Origin of the sequence: Pseudomonas sp. B21-048, assembly GCF_024748615.1 — a bacterium.
GTDB lineage: Bacteria > Pseudomonadota > Gammaproteobacteria > Pseudomonadales > Pseudomonadaceae > Aquipseudomonas.
Genome location: NZ_CP087168.1, coordinates 4,413,529 through 4,436,879, shown reverse-complemented (window position 1 = coordinate 4,436,879; position 23,351 = coordinate 4,413,529). Strand labels below are relative to the sequence as shown.

At 58.5% G+C, this 23,351-nt stretch carries 22 protein-coding genes; 6 read left to right on the top strand and 16 right to left on the bottom strand.

What is annotated here, in order from left to right; genetic code table 11:
- Positions 1-225 precede the first annotated feature (225 nt).
- From LOY56_RS20805 to LOY56_RS20760, 10 genes are all read right to left on the bottom strand, one after another.
- Entirely contained in the window at positions 226-1,554 is a 1,329-nt protein-coding gene (locus LOY56_RS20805) for a sigma-54 dependent transcriptional regulator (protein WP_258616924.1), read from the bottom strand.
- On the bottom strand, positions 1,551-3,452 hold the full coding sequence (locus LOY56_RS20800) for a sensor histidine kinase (RefSeq protein WP_258616923.1): 1,902 nt from the start codon (positions 3,450-3,452) through the stop codon (positions 1,551-1,553). The genes LOY56_RS20805 and LOY56_RS20800 overlap by 4 nt, the downstream gene beginning before the upstream one ends.
- Before the next feature lie 222 nt (positions 3,453-3,674).
- The gene (locus LOY56_RS20795) at positions 3,675-4,409 is read right to left on the bottom strand and encodes an amino acid ABC transporter ATP-binding protein (RefSeq protein WP_038981857.1); all 735 of its coding nucleotides are present in this window, start codon (positions 4,407-4,409) and stop codon (positions 3,675-3,677) included.
- Positions 4,406-5,077 carry an amino acid ABC transporter permease gene (locus LOY56_RS20790; RefSeq protein ID WP_258622810.1) on the bottom strand — a complete coding sequence of 224 codons (672 nt, stop codon included), beginning with the start codon at positions 5,075-5,077 and terminating at the stop codon, positions 4,406-4,408. Before LOY56_RS20790 ends, LOY56_RS20795 begins: the two co-directional genes overlap by 4 nt.
- Positions 5,077-5,823 (bottom strand): amino acid ABC transporter permease, encoded by a 747-nt coding sequence (locus LOY56_RS20785; RefSeq protein WP_030128211.1) that lies wholly within the window; start codon positions 5,821-5,823, stop codon positions 5,077-5,079. Before LOY56_RS20785 ends, LOY56_RS20790 begins: the two co-directional genes overlap by 1 nt.
- 194 nt (positions 5,824-6,017) lie before the next feature.
- On the bottom strand, positions 6,018-6,932 hold the full coding sequence (locus LOY56_RS20780; RefSeq protein WP_123500663.1) for a glutamate/aspartate ABC transporter substrate-binding protein: 915 nt from the start codon (positions 6,930-6,932) through the stop codon (positions 6,018-6,020).
- 332 nt (positions 6,933-7,264) lie between these two features.
- Positions 7,265-8,803: a glycerol-3-phosphate dehydrogenase gene (gene glpD, locus LOY56_RS20775; RefSeq protein WP_258616918.1), complete on the bottom strand. Its 1,539-nt coding sequence runs from the start codon at positions 8,801-8,803 to the stop codon at positions 7,265-7,267.
- Positions 8,804-9,084: 281 nt separating this feature from the next.
- Positions 9,085-9,840: a DeoR/GlpR family transcriptional regulator gene (locus LOY56_RS20770; protein ID WP_258616917.1), complete on the bottom strand. Its 756-nt coding sequence runs from the start codon at positions 9,838-9,840 to the stop codon at positions 9,085-9,087.
- 95 nt (positions 9,841-9,935) lie between these two features.
- The gene (glpK, locus tag LOY56_RS20765) at positions 9,936-11,441 is read right to left on the bottom strand and encodes a glycerol kinase GlpK (protein WP_258616916.1); all 1,506 of its coding nucleotides are present in this window, start codon (positions 11,439-11,441) and stop codon (positions 9,936-9,938) included.
- Between the two features lie 76 nt (positions 11,442-11,517).
- Entirely contained in the window at positions 11,518-12,369 is an 852-nt protein-coding gene (locus LOY56_RS20760; protein WP_258622808.1) for an MIP/aquaporin family protein, read from the bottom strand.
- A 371-nt stretch (positions 12,370-12,740) separates the two neighbouring features.
- Here LOY56_RS20760 and ybaK point away from each other — a divergent pair, with 371 nt between their 5' ends.
- Together ybaK and LOY56_RS20750 are read left to right on the top strand one after the other, a co-directional pair.
- Positions 12,741-13,211 (top strand): Cys-tRNA(Pro) deacylase, encoded by a 471-nt coding sequence (gene ybaK, locus LOY56_RS20755; RefSeq protein WP_258616915.1) that lies wholly within the window; start codon positions 12,741-12,743, stop codon positions 13,209-13,211.
- 115 nt (positions 13,212-13,326) lie between these two features.
- Positions 13,327-14,109: a PhzF family phenazine biosynthesis protein gene (locus LOY56_RS20750; RefSeq protein WP_258616913.1), complete on the top strand. Its 783-nt coding sequence runs from the start codon at positions 13,327-13,329 to the stop codon at positions 14,107-14,109.
- Between the two features lie 47 nt (positions 14,110-14,156).
- On the opposite strand, the gene LOY56_RS20745 is transcribed toward LOY56_RS20750, so the two are convergent.
- Complete coding sequence (locus LOY56_RS20745) at positions 14,157-15,266, bottom strand: ABC transporter ATP-binding protein (protein WP_258616912.1); 1,110 nt, start codon at positions 15,264-15,266, stop codon at positions 14,157-14,159.
- Positions 15,263-16,183, bottom strand: coding sequence for an ornithine carbamoyltransferase (gene argF / locus LOY56_RS20740; RefSeq protein ID WP_258622800.1), 921 nt, complete (start codon positions 16,181-16,183; stop codon positions 15,263-15,265). Before argF ends, LOY56_RS20745 begins: the two co-directional genes overlap by 4 nt.
- Positions 16,184-16,588: 405 nt before the next feature.
- Between argF and LOY56_RS20735 the strand changes: the two genes are divergently transcribed.
- From LOY56_RS20735 to grxD, 3 genes are all read left to right on the top strand, one after another.
- Positions 16,589-16,879, top strand: a complete 291-nt coding sequence (locus LOY56_RS20735; protein ID WP_258616910.1) for a hypothetical protein — start codon at positions 16,589-16,591, stop codon at positions 16,877-16,879.
- Between the two features lie 134 nt (positions 16,880-17,013).
- Positions 17,014-19,122 (top strand): molybdopterin oxidoreductase family protein, encoded by a 2,109-nt coding sequence (locus LOY56_RS20730; protein ID WP_258616909.1) that lies wholly within the window; start codon positions 17,014-17,016, stop codon positions 19,120-19,122.
- Positions 19,123-19,219: 97 nt separating this feature from the next.
- Positions 19,220-19,561, top strand: coding sequence for a Grx4 family monothiol glutaredoxin (gene grxD, locus LOY56_RS20725; protein WP_007898513.1), 342 nt, complete (start codon positions 19,220-19,222; stop codon positions 19,559-19,561).
- 156 nt (positions 19,562-19,717) lie between these two features.
- Here the strand turns inward: grxD and bfr are convergent, their stop codons facing one another.
- Together bfr and LOY56_RS20715 are read right to left on the bottom strand one after the other, a co-directional pair.
- Complete coding sequence (gene bfr, locus LOY56_RS20720; protein WP_019651359.1) at positions 19,718-20,191, bottom strand: bacterioferritin; 474 nt, start codon at positions 20,189-20,191, stop codon at positions 19,718-19,720.
- A 199-nt stretch (positions 20,192-20,390) separates the two neighbouring features.
- Positions 20,391-20,609, bottom strand: coding sequence for a bacterioferritin-associated ferredoxin (locus LOY56_RS20715; RefSeq protein WP_258616907.1), 219 nt, complete (start codon positions 20,607-20,609; stop codon positions 20,391-20,393).
- 282 nt (positions 20,610-20,891) lie between these two features.
- Here LOY56_RS20715 and LOY56_RS20710 point away from each other — a divergent pair, with 282 nt between their 5' ends.
- Positions 20,892-21,494, top strand: coding sequence for a peroxiredoxin (locus LOY56_RS20710; RefSeq protein ID WP_007898510.1), 603 nt, complete (start codon positions 20,892-20,894; stop codon positions 21,492-21,494).
- 119 nt (positions 21,495-21,613) lie between these two features.
- On the opposite strand, the gene rnt is transcribed toward LOY56_RS20710, so the two are convergent.
- Positions 21,614-22,291 carry a ribonuclease T gene (rnt, locus tag LOY56_RS20705; RefSeq protein WP_258616906.1) on the bottom strand — a complete coding sequence of 226 codons (678 nt, stop codon included), beginning with the start codon at positions 22,289-22,291 and terminating at the stop codon, positions 21,614-21,616.
- Positions 22,288-23,334: a dihydroorotase gene (pyrC, locus tag LOY56_RS20700; protein ID WP_258616905.1), complete on the bottom strand. Its 1,047-nt coding sequence runs from the start codon at positions 23,332-23,334 to the stop codon at positions 22,288-22,290. The genes rnt and pyrC overlap by 4 nt, the downstream gene beginning before the upstream one ends.
- Positions 23,335-23,351 lie beyond the last annotated feature (17 nt).

Here is a 23,351-nt window from a genome sequence, read left to right as displayed (position 1 = left end):
ACCTTCCATGGTCAGTCACAACTGAACGTCCTGAAGCCGGGTTCAATGCCACGCTAACAAGGGTTTACACGAATTGATGTCAGACGCTTCCCAAAATGCTGTTACTCATCACAGTACTCGCGACGGTTGGTGGTCAGGTCTGGAGGCGAACCCAGACAGTCACAAGCACCGTCGCCATCAACCAAGCCACCGCCGCGCCCAGAGTGGCTTTGAACATCAGATCCATCAGTGGCTCAGCCCGTATTTCTTCACTTTGTCGAACAGCGTGGTCTTGGCCATCCCCAGTTCCAGGCTGGCTTGGGTCAGGTTGCCGCCGCTGCGCTGCAAGGCGTCGCTGAGCAAGTTGCGCTCAAAGGCTTCCACCGCTTCGGCGAAGGCCAGGCCCTGATTGCTGCCATTGGTGCCGGATTTTTTGAAGGCCGGCAGGCCCAGTGCGAAACGCTCGGCGACGTTGCGCAGTTCGCGCACGTTACCCGGCCAGTCGTGGCTCATCAGGGTCGACAGAGTCTGATTGTCCAGTTCCGGCACTGCGCGGTCGAAGCGCAGGGATGACTGCTGCAAATAGTGCTCGAACAATTGCAGGATGTCTTCGCGGCGTTCGCGTAGCGGTGGCAATTCCAGGGTCACCACGTTCAGGCGGTAATACAGGTCGCTGCGAAATTCGCCAGCCTTGCTCGATTGATCCAGATCGGATTTGGTCGCGGCGATCACCCGGCAATCCACCGCCACGCTCTGGTTCGAGCCGAGGCGTTCGAGGGTGCGTTCCTGCAACACTCGCAGCAGTTTGATCTGCAACGGCAGCGGCATGCTTTCCACTTCATCGAGGAACAGCGTGCCGCCATCGGCGTGTTCGATCTTGCCGATCCGCCGCTTGCCGGCACCGGTGAAGGCGTTGGCCTCATGGCCGAATATTTCACTTTCGAACAGGTTCTCCGGCAGGCCACCGCAGTTCAGCGCGACGAACTGTTTGGTGTGCCGACGGCTGAAATCGTGCAGGCAGCGCGCGACCAATTCCTTGCCGGTGCCGGTCTCCCCTTCGATCAGCACGTTGGCCGAGGTGTCGGCAACGTTAGCGATCAGTTCCCGCAGGTTCTGCATGGCCGGCGAGCGTCCGATGATCCGGCCTTCGAGGGAATCGCGCTCGGCCAGTTGCCGGCGCAACGAAGAAACCTCCCGTGCCAGGCTACGTTGCTCTAGCGCGCGGCGGGCGACGTCCACCAGACGTTCTGGGGAGAAGGGTTTTTCCATGAAATCGTAGGCGCCTTTCTGCATCGCACCGACGGCCATGGAGATGTCGCCGTGGCCGGTAATCAGCACCACTGGCAGGCTGCGATCGCGGGCCTTGAGCCGGGTCAGCAGTTCCAGGCCATCGATGCCCGGCAGGCGGATGTCGCTGATGACGATGCCGGCGAAGTTATCGCCGACCCGCTCCAGCGCTTCTTCGGCGCTGCCGACGCCCACGCAGGGAATGTCTTCCAGGGTCAGCGCCTGTTGGCAACCGAGCAATACATGGGGGTCGTCTTCGACAATCAGTACACTTAGGTCGTTGTTCATATTGGCTCGGCGGGAGTGGGGCTTACCAACGGTAAACTGAGGACGAAGGTGGTGCCACCGCTGGCCGGGTGCTCGACACCCAGATGCCCGCCGGTGGCGGCGGCCAGGCTCGCCGATAAAGTCAGGCCGAGGCCCAGGCCTTGTTCGCCGGGTTTGGTGGTGAAGAACGGCTCGAACAGATGCTTGCGCGCTTCGGCATCGATGCCGTGGCCGTTGTCGCGCACCCGCAGGCGATATTTACCGTCGAACTCCTCGCCTTCGAGCCACAACGCCGGTTGGGGCTGCGACTGCATGGCGTCGAGCGCATTGCCGATCAGGTTGACCAGAATCTGCTCCAGCCGGGTCTGGTCGATCTGCACCTGCACGTCTTCGAGGTCGCGATGTAAGTGCAGATGTGCGCTTTCCATCCGGCTACCGAGCAATTGCAGGGCGGCATCCACGGCTTTACCAAAGCTGGCCTGGCCCTTGTCATCGCCACGCCGGGCAAAGGAACGCAGGCTGGCGGTGATCCGGCCCATGCGGTCGATCAGTTCATTGATGGTCTTGAGGTTGGTGCTGGCCACGTCCAGCTGACCGCGTTCCAGAAAGCGCACGGTATTACCGGACAAGGTCCGCAAGGCGGCCAGCGGCTGGTTCAATTCATGGGCGATGCTGGTGGACATCTGGCCGATGGCGGCCAGTTTACCGGCCTGGACCAGTTCATCCTGGGCGCGGCGCAATGTCTCTTCGGCCTGCCGCCGTTCGCGGATCTGGCCCTTGAGCTGTTCGTTGCTGGCGCGCAGATCGGTGGTGCGTTCGGTAATCCGACGCTCCAGTTGATTGTTGGCTTCCTGCAAGGCTTCCCGCGCCGCGAGGCGGGTGGCAATGACCTTGCGCCGTTCGTTCCAGGCAATCAGCAGAAACGCCACCAGGGCAAACGCCACCGCCACCAGAATCCCCTGATTGATCGCTTCACGCCGCAAGTCTTGCAAAGGCGTGAGCAGGGTGAAATTCCAGGGTGTATCGCTTAGAGGACGGGTTTGCGAGAGGTAGCTGATGTTCTCTTCATCGGACATCAATTCGCTGTTGGCGGGGAAGGTCAGTTTTTCCTCGCCTTCAGCCAGTCGTTCACGTGCCAGCGGTTGCAGTTCGTTCAGTGGAAACCAGTAGTACTGCAGACTACGAGCCAGTTTTTCCTTGGTTTCTTCGCTCAATGGCACAACCGATTTAAGCCGCCGCGCCGGATCGCTGGAGAGGATGATGATGCCATTCTCGTCGCTGACGAAGGCTTCCAGGCGCGCACGCTGCCAGCGTTCTTCCATGGCTTCGAGGCGGACCTTGACCACGGCGACGCCGATGATCTTGCCGTGCTCTTCCAAGCCATGAGCCAGGTAATAGCCGGGTTCGCCACTGGTGCTGCCGATGCCGTAGAAACGCCCCGGCTGACCGCGCACGGCATTCTGGAAATAAGCGCGGAAGGACAGGTCTTCACCGAGGTAACTGTCGACATCCCGCCAGTTACTGGTCGCCACCACCCGACCGGTGGTATCCATCACATAGATAGCCCGACTGCGGCTGCGCCGGTTCAGGCCTTCGAGGTATTCGTTGACCGTCTGCCGGTGTTCCGGCGATGTGTCGCTCAACAGCTTTGAAACACTGGATTCGAGTTCCAGCAGGCTGGGCAGGTAGGTGTATTTGCTGATTTCGCTCTCGACGGCGCGGGCGTGCAGTTCCAGCTGACGCTGGCCGTTCTCGCTGAGGCCGCGAATTCCGTAGTGTTCACTGACCCAGAAGCCGATGTAACCCAATCCGACCATCAATGCGATGACCAGCGGCGGCAGGAACAGATGGCGAATCAAACGGGGTTTCACGGCGAGTGATGGCGGCGTGGCGCGATAGAGGGTGGAGTCGCATTTCATCACAGATGCCTTGGGTCAACCACAACACAAATATCCATATACCCACGGGCCCCCTGTGGGAGCGGCCTGTGGCGAGGGGGCTTGCCCCCGTTGGGTCGCGAAGCGGCCCCGGCATTTAGAAGTCAAACCGCATGCAACGGGTTTACGACTGCTTCGCAGCCGAACGGGGGCAAGCCCCCTCGCCACACAAGCCCGCTCCCACATTGGGGAGCGGTGTATTGCTTAGTGCTGCAAAATTTTCGCGAGGAAGTGCTGCGTACGCTCGGCACGGGCGTTGATGTCGCCGAAGAACTCTTCTTTCTTGCAGTCTTCGATGATCTTGCCCTGGTCCATGAAAATCACCCGGTCCGCCACTTTACGGGCGAAGCCCATTTCGTGGGTTACGCACATCATGGTCATGCCTTCGTGGGCCAGTTGCACCATCACGTCGAGTACTTCGTTGACCATTTCCGGGTCCAGTGCCGAGGTCGGTTCGTCGAACAGCATGACGATCGGGTCCATCGCCAGCGCACGGGCAATCGCCACACGCTGTTGCTGACCACCAGAAAGCTGGCCCGGGTGCTTTTTGGCGTGGGCGGAGAGGCCTACGCGCTCAAGCAGTTGCAGGGCTTTTTTGCTGGCTTCTTCCTTGCTGCGGCCCAGCACCTTGATTTGCGCGATGGTCAGGTTATCCATGATGCTCAGGTGCGGGAACAGTTCGAAATGCTGGAACACCATGCCGACGCGCGAACGCAGTTTCGGCAGGTTGGTTTTCGGGTCGGCGATGGACGTGCCATCGACGATCACGTCGCCTTTCTGGAACGGTTCCAGCGCGTTGACGCATTTGATCAGGGTGGATTTGCCGGAACCGGATGGCCCGCACACCACGATCACTTCGCCTTTTTTGACCTCGGTGCTGCAGTCAGTCAGTACCTGGAAGTCGCCATACCACTTGTTGACATTCTTGATAGAGATCATACGGCAAACCTTTTTTGCAGACGCTTGACCAGCTGCGAGGCGGCAAAGCTGATGATGAAGTATGTGAAACCGGCGAAGATCAAAAACTCATTGGAGCGGCCGATGATGTCGCCACTGGCGCGCGAGGCATTGAGGAAGTCCACCAGACCCACCGCGTAAACCAGCGAGGTGTCCTGAAACAGGATAATGCTCTGTTGCAGCAGCAGCGGGGTCATCTTGCGGAACGCTTGCGGCAGGATGATCAAACGCATCATCTGGCCGTAAGTCATGCCCATGGCCTGGGCAGCCGCCATCTGGCCCTTGGGAATCGACTGCACGCCGGCCCGGACGATTTCGCAGAAGTACGCCGCTTCGAACATCATGAAGGCCACGATGCACGAGGCGAACGCGCCGATCGGGGTGTCTTCGCCGGTGATCCAGCGCAGTACGAACGGCACCGCCAGGTAGAACCAGGTGATGACCAGCAGCAGCGGGATCGAGCGGAAGTAGTTAACGTACGCGCCGGCCAGGTTCGACAGCAGTTTGCTGTGGGACAGACGGCACAGCGCCAGGATGGTACCGAGGATGATCCCGCCGATCACGCCCAGCGCCATCAGTTGCAGGGTCATGACCATGCCGTTCCACAAGCCCGGCAGGGAAGGGATGATGCCCGAGAAGTCGAATTCCATCATTTACCCCCTACGGAGATCAGGCCTGGTACGGCAACTTTCTTCTCGACACCGCGCATCAGCAACATCAGGCCCATGTTCAGCGTGAAGTAGATCAGCGTTGCCAAGGTGAAGGCTTCGAACAGGTTGGCGGAGAACTCGGCGGTCTGTTTGGTTTGCGCGAGCAACTCCATCAGGCCGATCAGCGACGCTACGGAGGAGTTCTTGAACACGTTCAGGAATTCCGAGGTAAGCGGCGGAATGATGATGCGGTAAGCTTGGGGCAGCAGCACGTTCCAGTAGATCTGCGGCAGCTTGAAACCCATGGCGCGGGCAGCGGATTCCTGACCGCGAGGCAGCGCCTGAATACCGGTGCGAACTTGTTCGCAAACCCGAGCGGTGGTGAACAGACCCAGGCACACGACGACGCTGAGGAAGGCCGAGGTGGTCGGGTTGAGATCCTGCTTGTACCACTCCTGGATGTCCGCAGGCAGCAGGTCGGGCACCAGGAAGTACCAGATGAACAGCTGAACCAGCAGCGGCACGTTACGGAAGAGTTCGACGTAGCAGGTCGCGATGCCCGATACGATGCGATTCGGCACCGTACGCATGACGCCCAGAATCGAGCCCAGCAGCAGCGCGATGATCCAGGCGGCGACGGCGATGGCAATGGTCCAGCCCAAACCGGAGAGGTACCAGTCGAAATAAATCTCGCTGCCCACGCCGGTGGACTTGAAGAACACGCCCCAGTCCCAGTTGTAATTCATTAGGGTCTCCCCTCGGATTCGTTCGATGTGCAAATGCCCGCCTGGGGAAGCTCCGTTCCCGCCCGAACCTTGAAGTTCAGGCACACACGAGCGGCTCGATAGCCACCGGTTCGAGTGTTTCCAGAAATGCCAGCAGGGAGTGACAAATCCCTGAAAGGGCGCAGGCCCTCTCAGGGGATAAGGTTAGTCAGAAATCAGGATTTCTTTTCGTCAGCCGCTTTGTCGGTCGGATTGGCGATCAGGGCCTTGAGCTCTTCGCTCATCGGGAACATCAGGTTCAGGCCTTTTGGCGGAATTGGCTGCATGAACCATTTTTCGTAGATCTTGTTGATCTCGCCGGACTTGTAGGTCGCGATGATGGCGTCGTCGACAGCTTTCTTGAACGGTGCGTCGCCTTTGCGAACCATGCAACCGTAAATTTCATTGGACTGCGCAGTCCCGGTTACGGCCCAGTCAGTCGGCTTCTTGGCCTTGGCCATTTCACCGGCCAGCAAGGCGTCGTCCATCATGAAAGCCACGGCACGGCCGGTTTCCAGCATCTGGAAGGACTCGCCATGGTCTTTGGCGGAGATCACGTTCATGCCCATTTGCTTATCGGCGTTCATCGACTTGAGGATGCGCTCGGACGTGGTGCCGGCGGTGGTCACGACGTTCTTGCCTTTAAGGTCGGCGAAGTCTTTGTAAGGGGAATCTTTCTTGGCCAGCAGCTTGGTGCCGATTTCGAAGATGCCGACGGAGAAGTCAACTTGCTGCTGACGTTCGACGTTGTTGGTGGTGGAGCCGCATTCGACGTCCACGGTGCCGTTCTGCACCAGCGGGATACGGGTTTGCGAGGTTACCAGGTTGTATTTGACCTGGAGGTTGGGCATGTCCAGGTCTTTCTTGATGGCTTCAACGATTTTCAGCTGGATATCGTGGGAGTAGCCAACCGGTTTGCCGGAAGCGTCCGCGATGTAGGAAAACGGAATGGAAGCGTCACGATGCCCGAGGGTGATGGTGCCGGACTCTTTGATCTTCTTCAGTGTGCCGGTGAGTTCGGCTGCGAAAACTGGAGTGCTAATCAGAGCGGCAGCAATGGCTGCGCCCAGGAGATGGGGAACGATGCGCATCAAATTTTCCTCGACATTGTTTTTTTTATGGAGCCAGTTCATCGGCCCTTCGGTGCTGCGAATGCCTGATGACCCTGACGTGTTGGCGCAACAGGTATTCGTTCAAGAGTGTAGAGCATGAGTCGTGCCAGGCCAGGCGATACAGATCAAGTTATTGATTTATAAGGATATTAAATATTCATGGCGTGATTTTTTTGCACTGGACAATCCGGTTAACCGAATCGACCGGCAAGTCGCGTTCGGAAAACCGAATGAATCACCCTCGCTCCTACGGGAGGAAAAAAGCCCCTGAATCGTGAGATTCAGGGGCTTCGTTTTAACCGGATTGCCGATCAGGCCGCTTCGATCTTGCGGCGGTTCTGTTCGACCTTGTTCAAGTATTCCTTAAGTTTTTGCTGTTCTGCCGACGTCGTGAACAACCCAAGCTTGGTGCGGCGCCATAGGATGTCCTCGGCAGTGGTCGCCCATTCTTCGCTGCACAGGTAATCGACTTCGCGGGTGTAGAGGCCGCCGCCGAGGTGTTCGCCCAGGTCACTGAGTTTTTCCACGCGTTCGAGCATGCGCCAGGTGCGGCTGCCGTAACTGGTGGCCCAGCGACGGGCGATCTCGGTGGGCAGCCAGTCGAATTGGTCGCGAATCCGCGAGCTCAAGGCTTGCGGGGTGGTCATGTCTTCGCCGCCAGGCAGGGTAGCGCTGGCGGTCCAGCTTGGCTGGATGTGCGTGAAGTAGGGGGCCAGTTGCGCCAGCGCCGATTCGGCCAGTTTGCGGTAAGTCGTCAGTTTGCCGCCGAACACTGACAGCAGCGGCGCTTCTTCGGCACTGCCCGACAACGCCAGGGTGTAGTCGCGGGTGACGGCCGACGGGTTGTCGGATTCGTCGTTGCACAGCGGACGAACACCGGAATAGCTGTGCAGGATATCGTCGCGGCTGAGTTGCTTCTTGAAGTGGGCGTTGACCACTTTGAGTAGGTAATTGGTTTCGCCTTCGGTGATTGCAACTTTCGCCGGGTCGCCGGTGTACTCGCGGTCGGTGGTGCCGATCAGGGTGAAGTGGTTCAGGTACGGAATGGTGAAGACGATGCGTTGATCTTCATTCTGCAGAATGTGCGCGTGTTCGCCTTCATACAGTTTCGGCACGATCAAATGGCTGCCTTGTATCAGTCGAATGCCATAGGGCGATTCCATCTTCAGGTCGTCGCGGATGAACTTGGCGACCCACGGGCCGGCTGCATTCACCAGCGCTTTGGTGCGGATCGAAAACAGGCTGCCATCGGCGCGTTCCAGGTGCAGATGCCACAGGCCTTTGGTGCGACGAGCACCGACGCAACGGGTTTGGGTGTGGACATGAGCGCTTTTCTCGCGGGCGGCCATGGCGTTCAGTACGACCAGGCGTGCGTCATCAACCCAGCAATCGGAATATTCGAAGCCTTGGGTGATTTCGCTTTTCAGTACGCTGTCCGGACCGAACTTCAGGCTTTTCGAGCCTTTGAGTTTTTCCCGTTTGCCGAGGTGATCATAAAGGAACAGGCCGGCGCGGATCATCCAGGCGGGCCGCAAGTGCGGACGGTGTGGCAACACGAAGCGCATTTGTTTGACGATGTGCGGCGCCTTCGCCAGCAGCACTTCGCGTTCGGCGAGGGCTTCGCGCACCAGGCGGAATTCGTAATGTTCGAGGTAGCGCAGGCCGCCGTGGATCAGCTTGCTGCTGGCAGACGAGGTGTGGCTGGCCAGATCATCCTTTTCGCAAAGGAATACCGAAAGACCGCGACCGGCGGCATCCGCTGCGATCCCCACGCCATTGATCCCACCACCGATGACGGCGATATCGTAAACCTCGGCGAGAGGGGGCGTAGGCAAGGTAGAAGTGGGCATCGGCTGGCCTCGGGCTTTTGAATTTCTATATTGTAATTCGAACATCAATGTTCATTTACGAAAATATTAGCCCATAAAGACGCGCGCAACCAGCCACCTTCGATTGAAAATACTGATCGAAGGGCAGTTAAAGGAAAATTTTCGAACATTTGCGCACAGATCGTTCCCACGCTCTGCGTGGGAATGCATCAATAGACGCTCTGCGTCAGCGCTTGAGGTGGGACGCGGAGCGTCCCAGGCGGCATTCCCACGCAGAGCGTGGGAACGAGAGTCGGGGGGGGTTAAACCACTTCCAACCGAATCTTGTGCTGGCTCAACAACTGCGTCAGGGCCGGCGAAGGCTGCTGATCAGTGACCAGGCAATCGATCAGGCTGATCGGGCCCAGGCGAATCATGGCGTTGCGTCCGAATTTGCTGGAGTCCGCCGCGAGGATTACTTGACGGGCGTTGGCGATGATCGCCTGGGATACCCGTACTTCCTGATAATCGAAATCCAGCAGGCTGCCGTCTTCATCGATACCGCTGATGCCGACCAGGGCAAAGTCGACCTTGAACTGGTTGATGAAATCGACGCTGGCCTGCCCGACCAGACCGCCGTCACGCCGTACGTTGCCGCCTGTCAGCAGCACGTCGAAATCGTCTTTGGCGCTGAGCATCGAAGCGACGTGCAGGTTGTTAGTGATGATCTTCAGGTGGTTGTGGTTGAGCAGCGCTCGAGCGATGGATTCGGTGGTGGTGCCGATGTTGATGAACAGCGAGGCGTGATCGGGAATCTGCGCGGCAATGGCTTCGCCAATACGTTGCTTTTCATCACGCATCTGATCGGCGCGCATGGCGTAGGCGGTGTTTTCGACACTGGAATCATAGGCTGCGCCGCCGTGGTAGCGACGCAACAGATTGACTTCTGCCAGTTGATTGATATCGCGGCGGATGGTTTGCGGTGTAACGACGAACAGCTGAGCCATTTCCTCAATGCTGACATAGCCGCGTTCGCGGACCAGTTCGAGGATTTGCTGCTGACGGGGAGGCAGATTCATGGGGCTTCCTTTGGGCTGCCATGCAAAATTTGCCCATGATGCCGCAGGAATCCGCTCCCTACCAGTTACAACCGGATACGAACTCCGGCCTTGGTTTATTCAGCGCCTTCGTGCGGTTCCCAGTCCCGCGTGCGGCTGACGGCTTTTTTCCAGCCGGCGTAGAGTTTTTCCTTCGCGGTTTCGTCCAGCGTCGGCTCGAACTCGCGCTCGATCACGGCCTTGTCGCGCAACTCCTCCAGGCTGCCCCAGAAGCCGCACGCCAGGCCCGCCAGGTAAGCCGCGCCCAACGCGGTGGTTTCGCGCATTTGCGGGCGCTCGACCTGAGTGCCGAGAATGTCGGCCTGGAATTGCATCAGGAAATTGTTCGCCACCGCGCCGCCGTCCACGCGCAAAGCTTTCAGGCGTTCGCCACAATCCTGCTGCATGGCGTCCAGAACGTCACGGGTCTGGTAGGCAATCGACTCCAGGGCTGCGCGAATGATGTGATCCACGCGTACGCCGCGAGTCAGGCCGAACAGCGCGCCACGGGCATACGGGTCCCAGTACGGAGCGCCCAGACCGGTGAAGGCCGGTACCAGGTACACGCCGTTGCTGTCCTTGACCTTGTTGGCGAAGTATTCGGTGTCGTGGGCATCGTTGATGATCTTCAGTTCGTCACGCAGCCACTGCACGGTGGAACCACCATTGAACACCGCGCCTTCCAGCGCATAGGCCACTTCGCCGCGCGGGCCGCAAGCGATGGTGGTCAGCAGGCCGTGCCTGGATTTCACGGCTTTGTCGCCGGTGTTCATCAGCAGGAAGCAGCCGGTGCCGTAGGTGTTTTTCGCCTGGCCTGGTTCGACGCACATCTGGCCGAAGAGGGCGGCTTGCTGGTCGCCGGCAATACCGCCAATGGCGATGCCACTTTTAGTGTGGCCGTAGATTTCGGACGAGGACTTAACTTGCGGCAGCATCTCGCGCGGGATGTCGAGGACTTGCAGCATTTTCGCGTCCCACTCCAGCGTGTGGATGTTGAAGAGCAGGGTGCGTGAGGCGTTGGTGTAGTCGGTGACGTGCACCTTGCCGCCGGTGAATTTCCAGATCAACCAGCTGTCGACGGTGCCGAACAGCAGTTCACCCTTGCGGGCACGCTCACGGCTGCCTTCGACGTTGTCGAGGATCCACTTGAGTTTGGTGCCGGAGAAGTACGGGTCGGTGACCAGGCCAGTGGTGTCGCTGATGTATTGCTCGTGGCCATCGCGCTTGAGCTGCTGGCAGATTTCGGTGCTGCGGCGGCACTGCCAGACGATCGCGTTGTAGATCGGGCGGCCAGTGATCTTGTCCCAGACCACGGTGGTTTCGCGCTGGTTGGTGATGCCGATGGCCGCGACTTGATCGTGATGCAGGCCGGCTTGAGCCAAAGCCTCGACCATCACGGCGCTTTGGGTGGCGAAGATTTCCATGGGGTCATGTTCGACCCAACCGGCCTGTGGGTAGTGCTGTGCGAATTCGCGCTGGGCGGTGCAGACCACGTTCGCGTCGCGGTCGAAAATGATCGCGCGGGAGCTGGTCGTGCCCTGATCGAGGGCAATGATGTAGTTCTTATTCTGTGTGTCGGTCATGTCGATTGCCTTGGACGAAAATTAGGAAGTGAGATCAGGCGCGGGGCCACAGCGGCAGGATCACGCGCCAACGGTTTCAAGACGTTCTGGGTTTGCCGTCAATGGCCGGTGCTGCATCCTTTGTAGCAGGTATGGCGCCGGGCAGATGACGGGCAATCAGCCCGCGATAAGCTGCGGCACCGAGGCAGGCACCGACAATCGGTGCAAAAATCGGGATCAGGAAGTACGGGATATCGCGCCCGCCAGTGAAGGAAATTTCACCCCAGCCTGCGAAGAAAGTCATTAGTTTAGGACCGAAGTCACGGGCCGGGTTCATCGCGAAACCGGTCAGCGGCCCCATCGAACTGCCAATCACGGCAATCAGCAGGCCGATCAGCAGCGGTGCCAGCGGCCCTTTGGGCAGGCCATTGTTGTCATCGGTCAGCGACATGATCACGCCCATCAGGAGGGCGGTGATGATCACTTCCACCAAAAAGGCCTGAGCGGTGGACAGGGCAGGATTGGGAAAGGTTGAGAACACCGAGGCCAATTCAAGGCTGGCCTGGGTGCCACGAACCATTTGCTGGGCTTGTTCGAAATCGAAGAAAAGGTTGCTGTACAGCGTGTAAACCAATAGTGCCCCGCAGAAGGCGCCGGCCACTTGGGAGAAGATATAGAAAGGCAGTTTGCGCTTTTCGAAGTCAGCGAAAATGCTCAGCGCGATGCTCACGGCAGGGTTGAGGTGCGCGCCGGAAACGCCGGCGGTGAGGTAGATCGCCATGCTGACGCCAATCCCCCAGATGATGCTGATTTCCCACAGTCCGAAGCTGGCACCCGCCACCTTGAGGGCGGCAACGCAGCCTGTACCGAAAAAAATCAGCAGCGCAGTCCCCATGAACTCGGCCATGCATTGGCTCGAGAGCGACGGTTGTTGTAAAGCAGTTGTCATTGAAAACCTCGTTTTTGTTGTTGTCTGGCGCTTTTTCGTCAAGGTCAAAGCGCGATTTTCACCGAGAGGCAGGATCCCCATCCTGTGCGCGGCTTGCTGCTGGGTGTTGCTGTGAGACATTCGTGCCATATTCAAATTCGAAAAAATATAGACAAGAAACGCTGCTGTCAAAGGTCGAAAGTGAATCATCAGTCACATTTCAACTATTAGTCGCATGAATGACCGTGTCGATCACTTGGCGATGGAAAATGAACGTGCGGCCGAATACCAGGGCAGTCCTCTGAAAAGACGCCGCAATAGAGCCTTTTATCGATCAATGACCTAGAATCCTGCGCAGTATTTTTTCTGCTGCCGCCACGCCTGGAGCTGCCATGACCCCTGCATTGGATTTGTTGAAAAAAGTTCGTGCCGAACATCGTGTGCACAGTTACGAACATGATCCGAAGGCTGCGTCCTACGGTCTGGAGGCTGCGGAAAAGCTGGGGCTGGATCCCGCGCAGGTGTTCAAGACATTGCTGGCGGCCAGTGAAAAGGGGGAATTGTTGGTGGTCGTGGTGCCGGTCGCCGGAAGTCTGGACCTGAAGGCGCTGGCGCAGGCCGCTGGCGTGAAAAAAGTCGAAATGGCCGATCCTGCGGCTGCACAACGATCGACGGGGTATCTATTAGGCGGTATCAGCCCGCTCGGGCAGAAGAAGCGCCTGCGCACCTTTATTGACCGTTCAGCTCAGCCTTTTTCCAGCATCTTCGTCAGCGCCGGGCGGCGCGGTCTGGAAGTTGAACTGGCGCCCACCGTATTGGCCGAGCACACCCAGGCGAAATTCGCCGATATCGGTCGCGCCTGAGCAGAGGGCCTCGGGCGTTCAGCCCGGCCCTGTATGGTGGAAATTGATTCGTTCTGTATATGGTTAAGGGCTCTTCGTGGCTTCATGCTCGTCGACTTGAAAAAGGAGAAGTGGCATGCAGCTAGCGTTTCATCAGGTCGACGCGTTCAGTGATCGGCCGTTCAGTGGCAACCCGGCGATGGTGTACCGGCTCGATACCTGGCTCGACGATGAGTTGATGCAAAAAATCGCCGCCGAACACAACCTCGCCGAAACTGCATTTTTGGTGCGTGAGGGGGCCGTCTGGCACATCCGCTGGTTTACCCCGACCACCGAAGTCCCGCTGTGCGGCCATGCGACCTTGGCCAGCGCTTATGTTCTGTTTGAAATCTATAAGGAACCGGTCGAACGGCTGGACTTCATCTGCAAGGCCGGCCCGCTGAGTGTCGGCCGTGAGGGCAAGCGCTTGTGGCTGGATTTCCCGGCCGTCGTGCCGACAGAAGTGGATGTGATCCTGGAAGTCGAGCGCGCCTTGGGTGTGAAAACAGTCGAAGTGCTGGGTTCGAAAGAATTGTTCGTGGTACTGGAGTCCGAGCAAGCGGTGCTCGATTGTCAGCCGGACATGATTGCGCTGGCAAAACTGCCGTGGCCGGGTGCCATTGTGACGGCCAGGGGTAACAAGCATGATTTTGTGTCGCGATACTTTGCTCCGGCGATCGGCATCGACGAAGACCCGGTGACCGGTTCGACCCATTGCAGCCTGATTCCGTATTGGTCGGAACGCTTGAGCAAGTCGAGTCTGACGGCTTATCAGTGTTCGGCACGGGGTGGGGAGTTGTTCTGCCGGCTGGAAGGGGATCGAGTGAGTATTGGTGGGAATGCGACGCTGATCGCAAGCGGAAAATTAATGCTCGGATGATTTTTTGTAGGCGCGAGCGGTGCGGCGATCTTACGCAGATTCTGGTGTCAACTGGCGGTGCTGTACCGCCGAACACCGGATTCGATCACCGGAATCTGCGCCGCCGTGCTGCCGTTCGCCTGGAACAGCACCAGGTGTTCAGCCGCCACCCGAATGCCGACTTCAGCACCGACCAGATGATCGGCATGACTCGGGAAAATCGACTCCAGCTGTGCGCCCGTAGGCAACTGCAAGCGGTACAGGGTTGATGCCCCCTGGAAGCTCTTGCCAACAATCTGCGCCCTCAGTGGGCTGTCCGGCGCATAGACGATATCGTCCGGACGCAGCAACACATCCACGGCACAACCGATTGGCCAAGTGTAGGCACGGTTACCGCGCAATTCACCCAACTCGGTCTGCACCGACTCCGGGCTGCTCAACTGACCGCGAATGAAGTAACCCTGGCCAATGAAACTGGCCACGAATGGCGTCAATGGTTCGTGATAGAGGTTGTAGGGCGTGTCCCACTGCTCCAGGCAACCTTCCTTGAAAACGCCCACGTGGTCGCTGACCGCGAAGGCTTCTTCCTGATCGTGGGTCACCAGAATCGCACTGGTGCCGCGAGCCTTGAGAATGGCGCGTACTTCATGGCTGAGCTTGCGTCGCAATTCGCCGTCGAGGTTGGAGAACGGTTCATCGAGCAACAGCAGCTGCGGTTCCGGCGCCAGGGCGCGGGCGAGGGCGACACGTTGCTGCTGGCCGCCGGACAGCTCATGGGGAAAGCGCTTGCCGAGGTTTTTCAGATTGACCAGTTCAAGCAGCTCTTCAATCACGCGATCTTTTTGTGGATGCTTACGGATCCCGAAGGCGATGTTCTCGGCCACGCTCAAATGCGGAAACAGCGCGTAATCCTGGAACACCATGCCGATCCGGCGCTTCTCCGGGGCGAGGGTGAAACCGGCGCTGGAGATGGTTTCGCCCGCCAACTGGATTTCACCTTCGTGTACCGGTTCAAAACCGGCAATCGCGCGAAGAGTGGTGGTTTTGCCGCAACCTGAAGACCCCAGCAGGCAACCGATATCGCCGGCATTCAAATGCAGGTTGAGGTTCTGCACAACCCGCTGGTTTTGGTAACCGCAGGCCAGGTTGCGCAGGTTCAGCAGTAATGGCTGGCTCATGCGTGGTGATACGAAGGCGGGACGAGAAATTCGAGCAGGGCCTTTTGTGCGTGAAGACGGTTTTCGGCTTGATCCCAGGCTACTGAGCGCGAGTCGTCGAGCAGGTCAAGGCTGATTTCCTCGCCACGGTGGGCCGGCAGGCAATGCATGAACAGCACGTCCGGCGCGGCCAGGTCGAGCAGGGCACGGTTGACCTGGAACGGTGCGAACAACTTCAGGCGCTTGGCGGTTTCCTCTTCCTGGCCCATGGAGGTCCAGACGTCGGTACTCACCAGATGCGCGCCGCGCACGGCTTCCTGCGGATCGCGGACGATGGTCACCCGATCGCCGGCTTTAGCCACGAACTCAGGGTTAGGCTCGTAACCTTCCGGGCAGGCGATGCGCAACTGGAAGTCGAACTGGATCGCCGCTTCTATATAGCTGTTGCACATGTTGTTGCCATCGCCGATCCAGGCCACGGTCTTGCCTTGAATCGAACCACGATGTTCGAGGAAGGTTTGCATGTCGGCCAGCAGCTGGCACGGGTGCAGGTCATCGGACAGGCCGTTGATCACCGGCACACGGGAGTTGGCGGCGAACTCGGTCAGGGTGCTATGGGCAAAGGTACGGATCATCACCGCGTCGAGCATGCTCGACATGACAATGGCGCCGTCGCCGATTGGCTCGCCACGGCCCAATTGGGTATCGCGTGGCGACAGGAAGATCGCCTGGCCACCGAGCTGGATCATGCCGGCTTCAAACGAGATACGGGTGCGGGTCGAGGATTTCTCGAAAATCATCCCCAGGACGCGGTTCTTCAAAGGCTCGAACAGTACGCCGCGGTTACGCAGGTCTTTGAGCTCAACGCCTCGACGGATCACGCTGACCAGCTCTTCGGGCGTGCAATCCATCAGGGAGAGAAAGTGCCTTGCGCTCATCATTGACTACCTTTTTGCAACAGACCGCAGATACTCAAAGCCTTGTTTAACTGAAAAACGGGCGAGACCTGCGGCGTAAGCCGCACGGGGCGACGAAATAGGGGTGGGCGCGATATTGACATTAAATGTCGCGTTACGCCAATAGGCTACGGTGTTTAGGGGATTTCAGAGGGGCTACGGGGTGACCGCGATAGCGCTTTTGAAGCCTGTTTCCTGACAGCAGCTGACCATTTGTACACCGGGCTCATCGGGCTTGGCAATCAAACAGGGCGCGGGCGTTATGCTGGCGGTCGGTTTTTGACCTGTCATTCGAGCTTTTGGCGGGCAATGTGTCTTGCTCGAAACATTTGCTAATGCAAAGTGCTGGGTTATAACTAGGATTAGAGCGATGCAGGAGCCTCTGGAATGGAATCGAAAGAACAGCTGTTAATGGAACTCCTCGGCCTCACGGCACGTTCCTTGACCCACCTCACCGCTTCCATGACCTCAATGTCTTTCGAGTTGTTGCGCAGTGAAGACGAAGTCACGAAAGTGGCCGGCCGGCGGATGATTGATCGCATGGCCACCATCAGCGCCGGGCTCGACGAGCATTGGCGCCTGATCGGCGAGCTCACCGGCGTGCATGTTGCCCACGAGCAGATCGAAACCATCGAGGAGATTCAGCTGCAGGCGCCGCCGAGTCTGCCGTCGAACTGATCCCTTGCCGCCATCGGCTGGCCTGATGGTCGCCAATTCACAAGACGAACGTCGCTGGCAAAGGGGTGAGTCGCGCGCCATAGTTTTGTTCCCGCGGCCGACATTGCCCGCCCAGAACAAAACAGAGACTGGCCATGACCAAGACTCTCCATCACCGTGCGTGCCACCTGTGTGAAGCCATCTGCGGCCTGACCATCGAAACCACTGAGGTCGAAGGCAGCGGCGTACAAATCACCTCGATCAAGGGTGACCCACAAGATACCTTCAGCCGTGGGCATATCTGTCCCAAAGCGGTTGCCCTGCAAGACATTCAGAACGATCCGGATCGCCTGCGTCAGCCGATGCTGCGAGTAGGCAGCGAATGGCAGTCTATCGAGTGGGAAGATGCTTTCAACCTTGTGGCCGAACGCCTAGCGGTGATTCAGGAACGTCATGGGCAGAACGCGGTGGCGGTTTATCAGGGCAACCCCAGCGTGCACAACTACGGGTTGATGACCCATAGCAATTACTTCCTCGGCCTGCTGAAAACCCCCAACCGGTTTTCCGCGACGTCGGTCGATCAGTTGCCCCATCACCTGACCAGTCACTTGATGTACGGCCACGGCTTGCTGTTGCCGATCCCGGACATCGATCACACCGATTTCATGCTGATCCTGGGCGGCAATCCACTGGCCTCCAACGGCAGCATCATGACCGTGCCGGATGTAGAGAAGCGCCTGAAGGCGATTCAGGCCCGGGGCGGCAAAGTGGTGGTGGTCGATCCGCGTCGCAGCGAAACGGCGGCGATCGCCGATCAGCATCTGTTCGTGCGCCCCGGTGGCGATGCGGCGCTGTTGTTCGGGCTGCTCAATGCCTTGTTCGCCGAAGGTCTGACCCGCGACAGTCATTTGCCGGTCGATGGCCTGGATGAGGTGCGGGAGGCGATCGCAGGCTTCACTGCCGAGGCCATGAGCCCGCTGTGCGCGGTGCCCGCCGAGCAGATCCGCCAACTGGCACGGGACTTCGCGGCAGCGCCGACAGCGATCTGCTACGGCCGCATGGGCATTTCGACCCAGGCGTTCGGCACCCTGTGCCATTGGCTGGTGCAACTGATCAATCTGGTCACCGGGAACCTCGACCGGGTGGGCGGTGCGTTGTGCACGGAGCCTGCGGTGGATCTGGTGGCGTCGACCTCGGGCGGGCATTTCAACCGATGGCAGAGCCGGGTGTCCGGGCGTCCGGAATACGCTGGAGAATTGCCGGTATCGGCGCTGGCCGAAGAGATGCTCACCGAAGGGGAAGGGCAGGTCCGCGCGCTGATTACCGTGGCGGGTAATCCGGTGCTGTCCACGCCCAATGGCCGACAATTGGAGCAGGCACTGGATGGATTGGAGTTCATGGTCAGCGTTGACCTGTACATCAATGAAACCACGCGTTATGCCGACCTGATCCTGCCGTCGACTTCGGCGCTGGAAAACGATCATTACGACACCACGTTCAACCTGTTCGCGGTGCGCAACGTCACCCGCTTCAACCGGGCGATCCTCGCCAAGCCCGAAGGTGCGCTGCATGACTGGGAAATCTTCGTGGGGCTGGCCAAAGCCTTTGCGACCAAGACCGGCAAGGAACTGAAACCGACCATCGCGCCGGCGCAGATGATCGACCGAGGGCTGCGGATGGGCCTGTATGGCGACGTTTCGGAACACAAGTTGTCGCTGGCGACCTTGTTCGATCATCCTCACGGTATCGATCTCGGGGCGCTCAAACCCAACCTGGCGCCACGCCTGAAGACGGCCAATCAGCGAGTCCAGGCAGCGCCTGTCGAGATCCTCGCCGACCTGGCGCGCTTCGCGGCACTGCAAGCACCGGCCGCCGATGAGCTGCTGATGATTGGCCGCCGTCATGTGCGCAGCAACAACTCATGGATGCACAACTATCACCGATTGGTGAAGGGCAAGCCGCGCCATCAACTGTTGATGAACCCGGATGATTTGGCCAGCCGCGGGCTCAGCGATGGGCAACGGGTACGTGTCAGTTCGCGGGTCGGCGTGATCGAGGTTGAAGTGGTCGCCAGCCTGGATATGATGAAAGGTGTGGTCAGCCTTCCTCACGGTTGGGGTCATGCGCGACCGGGTGTGCAGATGACGATTGCCTGCGGTCAACCCGGTTCCAGCGCCAATGATCTGACTGACGAATGTCAGCTCGATGAGTTGTCGGGCAATGCGGCGTTGAACGGCGTACCGGTGACCGTGGCGGCGGCGTGAACATGACTGTCGGGGAGGCCGAGCATGGCGCTCGGGTTTCCGTTACAATGCGCCACCGTGCCGACCACTGAGTCGGAAAGTTCAGCCGAGGTGCTCCATGGATATCATCGAAACGATTAAAGAGCAGATTGCCAACAACACCATTCTGCTTTACATGAAAGGCTCGCCGAATGCCCCACAGTGTGGCTTCTCCGCGAAAGCCGCTCAGGCTGTCATGGCCTGTGGCGAAAAGTTTGCCTATGTGGACATCCTGCAGAACCCGGAAATCCGCGCCAACCTGCCAAAGTACGCCAACTGGCCAACTTTCCCGCAACTGTGGGTCGGCGGCGAACTGGTCGGCGGTAGCGACATCATGACTGAAATGGCGGCCGACGGTTCGTTGCAAGCGACGATCAAAGCCGCTGTTGAAGCAGCTGCTGCCAACAAGACCGACGCCTGATTCACTCCTCGTAGGAGCTGCCGCAGGCTGCGATCTTTTTGATCTTCAGCACGTAAAAAGCCCCGCCTCTGTAAAAGAGCGGGGCTTTTTATTATGTTTAAAAAGTTGCTGCAATATTGCCGTCGCCAACGCCAAGATCGCAGCCTGCGGCAGCTCCTACTCTTCGCCCATCTGCGATTGCAGATAGTTCTCAAGACCGACTTTATCGATCAGGCCCAGTTGGGTTTCCAGCCAGTCGATATGTTCTTCTTCAGATTCAAGAATGTCTTCGAGCAGTTCACGGCTACCGAAGTCGCCGACAGTTTCGCAGTGAGCGATAGCGACTTTCAGATCGGCATGGCCGTCGCGCTCGATTTTCAAGTCACACTCAAGCATTTCCTTGGTGTGTTCACCGATGTGCAGCTTGCCCAGGTCCTGGACGTTCGGCAGACCTTCAAGGAACAGGATGCGCTTGATCAGCTTGTCGGCGTGCTTCATCTCATCGATGGATTCATGGTACTCGTGCTTACCGAGCTTGTTCAGGCCCCAATCTTCGTACATGCGGGCATGCAAAAAGTATTGATTGATCGCGACCAGCTCATTGGCAAGGATCTTGTTGAGATGCTGGATGACTGTAATGTCGCCTTTCATGATGGGGTCCTGCCCTGTATTCGCTGTCTATAAGGCAGAGTTTGAGCCGCGTAATTAAGGGTGTCAAACCTAAGTTATTGAAACTTAAATGAAAATTAATCGGAATAAGAATGTTTGTGTTCCGCGTCTCGCCTCTAAGCGGTTGATTTCAAGACATAAAAAAACCGGACATCAAGTCCGGTTCTTTGAAATACGGTAGTTACGCGGCGGTAAATTCTGCGGGGTAGGGGATCGCCGCCTGAGCCGTTTGCAATTTGCCCAGGGTCTCGCGGACCACTTCCTTGGCAAGGCAGGCGCATTTACCGCATTGGCTGGCTACGCCGGTAGCCTGACGGACTTCCTTATAGCTGCAGCAACCTTCATAGATTGCATCGCGGATTTGACCGTCGGTGACGCCAGTGCAGAGGCAGACATACATAAGTGAGAACCGTCGCTGGTTGTGACTCAATTGCGATGGATCTTAATGTTAACGAGAATGATTGTCAAAGTTGTTTCTGAAGGTTTTCTTCATAAGGGCGTATGACTGACGAACGGTTTCTTCTAACACCTTCGATGAGAAAAAACCGCTAAGGACAGGCGAAAAACGCGGTGTATGATGGTCGGCCTTTTGCAAAGAGGGTTCATGTCACAGGGCTGTCGCCTGAGGGTGGCAGGCTGGCGCGAACCCTGTTCTTCACGTTATTACATCAGGAGATATTCAATGAGCGTACTCGTAGGCAAACAAGCCCCTGACTTCACCGTACCGGCCGTACTCGGCAATGGCGAAATCGTAGACAGCTTCACCCTGTCCTCGGCCATCAAAGGCAAATACGGCCTGGTGTTCTTCTACCCACTGGACTTCACCTTCGTGTGCCCGTCCGAGCTGATCGCTCTGGACAACCGCATGTCTGATTTCAAGGCACGCAACGTGGAAGTGGTCGCCGTTTCGATCGACTCGCACTTCACCCACAACGCCTGGCGCAACACCCCGGTCAACAATGGTGGCATCGGCGAAGTCCGCTACACCATGGCGGCCGACCTGAAGCACGAAATTGCCAAGGCCTACGACGTTGAGTCCGAAGGCGGCGTGGCTTTCCGTGGCGCGTTCCTGATCGACGATAAAGGCGTTGTCCGCTCGCAGATCATCAACGACCTGCCGTTGGGCCGTAACATCGAAGAGCTGATCCGTCTGGTTGACGCGCTGCAATTCCACGAAGAGCACGGCGAAGTTTGCCCTGCCAACTGGAAAAAAGGCGACAAAGGCATGACCGCTTCCACCGAAGGTGTTGCGGCTTACCTGACCGAAAACGCTGCTGCGCTGTAAGGCACGTTCGAGGCATAAAAAAACCGGCTGATAAGGCCGGTTTTTTTATGAGCGGGATAAACCCATGCTGTTCATGTGTGGTGAGAGAGCTTGCTCCCTCGCCACACATCAGTGACGGATCAGTCGTTGTAGTCTTCCCAGCCGCCCATTTGTTTCCAGCGATTGACGATGCCGCAGAACAGGTCAGCCGTCTTCTCGGTGTCGTAGCGGGCCGAGTGGGCCTCGCGACCGTCGAAGTCGATATCTGCTGCCTGGCAGGCTTTGGCCAATACGGTTTGACCGTAGGCCAGACCGGCGAGGGTCGCCGTATCGAAACTGGAGAATGGGTGAAACGGGTTGCGTTTCATGTCCAGGCGCGCGACAGCGGCATTGAGGAAACCCAGGTCGAAGCTGCTGTTGTGCCCGACCAGAATCGCCCGTTTGCAACCATTGGCTTTCAGGGCCTTGCGCACACCGCGGAAGATATCGTTCAGGGCCGCTTCTTCACTCACGGCCATGCGCAGCGGATGATCGAGCTTGATCCCGGTGAACTCCAGGGCAGCCGCTTCGATGTTCGCGCCTTCGAATGGTTCGACCCGGAAGAAGTAGGTGTGCTCAGGGAACACAAAACCTTTTTCATCCATGCCAATCACGGTGGCGGCGATTTCCAGCAGGGCGTCGGTGGCCGAGTTGAAACCACCGGTTTCTACGTCGACGACGACTGGCAGGTAACCACGGAACCTGGCAGCCATTGGATGACGGGAACCGCCTCCGCCGCCATGACCGTCCTGTTCGTCGTCGAAATGGTCTTCACTCACGCGTGTTCCTCCAGCAGGCGCCAGCGCAGTTTTTCACCGGCGCGCAGCGGGATTACGGTCAGCTCGCCAAACGGCAGGCTGGTTGGGGCGGTCCACTCTTCGCGAACCAGGGTGATGCGATCGGTGTTCACTGGCAGGCCGTAGAAACGCGGGCCGTTGAGGCTGGCGAAGGCTTCGAGCTTGTCCAGCGCGTTGCGCTGTTCAAAGGCTTCGGCATACATCTCGATCGCGGCATAAGCGGTGTAGCAACCGGCACAGCCGCAAGCCGCTTCCTTGGCGTGCTGGGCATGGGGGGCCGAGTCGGTGCCGAGGAAGAACTTGTCGCTGCCGCTGGTAGCGGCGTCGAGCAGGGCTTCCTGGTGGGTATTGCGCTTGAGGATCGGCAGGCAATAGAAGTGCGGCCGAATCCCGCCCACCAGCATGTGGTTGCGGTTGTACAGCAGGTGATGCGCGGTGATGGTTGCGCCGACGTTGGCCGAAGCTTCGTTGACGAACTGCACGGCGTCAGCGGTGGTGATGTGTTCGAACACCACTTTGAGGGTCGGGAAACGCTCGACTACCCGGCGCAGGTGCTCATCGATGAAGATTTTTTCGCGATCGAAAACGTCGACATCGCCACGGGTGACTTCACCGTGAACCAACAAGGGCATCCCGACGTCGGCCATGGCCTCCAGTGCAGGGAAAATCTTGTCGATGCTGGTGACGCCAGAGTCCGAGTTGGTGGTCGCGCCGGCCGGGTACAACTTGGCGGCGTGAACGAAACCGCTGGCCTTGGCTTCACGAATTTCTTCGGGCTGGGTGCGATCGGTCAGGTACAGAACCATCAGCGGTTCGAAACGGCTGCCGGCCGGGCGTGCGGCGAGAATCCGCTGGCGATAGCCATTGGCTTCAGCCGCATTGCGCACCGGTGGTACCAGGTTGGGCATGATAATGGCGCGACCAAAGGTGCGCGCGACATCCGCGACGGTATTGGTCAATACAGCACCATCGCGAAGATGAATATGCCAGTCGTCGGGACGCAGCAGGGTCAGGCGGTCGGACATGAGGGGATTCCAGGCGG

What these genes read in the sequence shown, in the direction of transcription:
- LOY56_RS20805 (WP_258616924.1), bottom strand. Translation starts at nt 1,554, where the DNA reads ATGAACAACGACCTAAGTGTACTGATTGTCGAAGACGACCCCCATGTA.
- LOY56_RS20800 (WP_258616923.1), bottom strand. Translation starts at nt 3,452, where the DNA reads ATGAAATGCGACTCCACCCTCTATCGCGCCACGCCGCCATCACTCGCC.
- LOY56_RS20795 (WP_038981857.1), bottom strand. Translation starts at nt 4,409, where the DNA reads ATGATCTCTATCAAGAATGTCAACAAGTGGTATGGCGACTTCCAGGTA.
- LOY56_RS20790 (WP_258622810.1), bottom strand. Translation starts at nt 5,077, where the DNA reads ATGGAATTCGACTTCTCGGGCATCATCCCTTCCCTGCCGGGCTTGTGG.
- LOY56_RS20785 (WP_030128211.1), bottom strand. Translation starts at nt 5,823, where the DNA reads ATGAATTACAACTGGGACTGGGGCGTGTTCTTCAAGTCCACCGGCGTG.
- LOY56_RS20780 (WP_123500663.1), bottom strand. Translation starts at nt 6,932, where the DNA reads ATGCGCATCGTTCCCCATCTCCTGGGCGCAGCCATTGCTGCCGCTCTG.
- glpD (WP_258616918.1), bottom strand. Translation starts at nt 8,803, where the DNA reads ATGCCCACTTCTACCTTGCCTACGCCCCCTCTCGCCGAGGTTTACGAT.
- LOY56_RS20770 (WP_258616917.1), bottom strand. Translation starts at nt 9,840, where the DNA reads ATGAATCTGCCTCCCCGTCAGCAGCAAATCCTCGAACTGGTCCGCGAA.
- glpK (WP_258616916.1), bottom strand. Translation starts at nt 11,441, where the DNA reads ATGACCGACACACAGAATAAGAACTACATCATTGCCCTCGATCAGGGC.
- LOY56_RS20760 (WP_258622808.1), bottom strand. Translation starts at nt 12,369, where the DNA reads ATGACAACTGCTTTACAACAACCGTCGCTCTCGAGCCAATGCATGGCC.
- ybaK (WP_258616915.1), top strand. Translation starts at nt 12,741, where the DNA reads ATGACCCCTGCATTGGATTTGTTGAAAAAAGTTCGTGCCGAACATCGT.
- LOY56_RS20750 (WP_258616913.1), top strand. Translation starts at nt 13,327, where the DNA reads ATGCAGCTAGCGTTTCATCAGGTCGACGCGTTCAGTGATCGGCCGTTC.
- LOY56_RS20745 (WP_258616912.1), bottom strand. Translation starts at nt 15,266, where the DNA reads ATGAGCCAGCCATTACTGCTGAACCTGCGCAACCTGGCCTGCGGTTAC.
- argF (WP_258622800.1), bottom strand. Translation starts at nt 16,183, where the DNA reads ATGAGCGCAAGGCACTTTCTCTCCCTGATGGATTGCACGCCCGAAGAG.
- LOY56_RS20735 (WP_258616910.1), top strand. Translation starts at nt 16,589, where the DNA reads ATGGAATCGAAAGAACAGCTGTTAATGGAACTCCTCGGCCTCACGGCA.
- LOY56_RS20730 (WP_258616909.1), top strand. Translation starts at nt 17,014, where the DNA reads ATGACCAAGACTCTCCATCACCGTGCGTGCCACCTGTGTGAAGCCATC.
- grxD (WP_007898513.1), top strand. Translation starts at nt 19,220, where the DNA reads ATGGATATCATCGAAACGATTAAAGAGCAGATTGCCAACAACACCATT.
- bfr (WP_019651359.1), bottom strand. Translation starts at nt 20,191, where the DNA reads ATGAAAGGCGACATTACAGTCATCCAGCATCTCAACAAGATCCTTGCC.
- LOY56_RS20715 (WP_258616907.1), bottom strand. Translation starts at nt 20,609, where the DNA reads ATGTATGTCTGCCTCTGCACTGGCGTCACCGACGGTCAAATCCGCGAT.
- LOY56_RS20710 (WP_007898510.1), top strand. Translation starts at nt 20,892, where the DNA reads ATGAGCGTACTCGTAGGCAAACAAGCCCCTGACTTCACCGTACCGGCC.
- pyrC (WP_258616905.1), bottom strand. Translation starts at nt 23,334, where the DNA reads ATGTCCGACCGCCTGACCCTGCTGCGTCCCGACGACTGGCATATTCAT.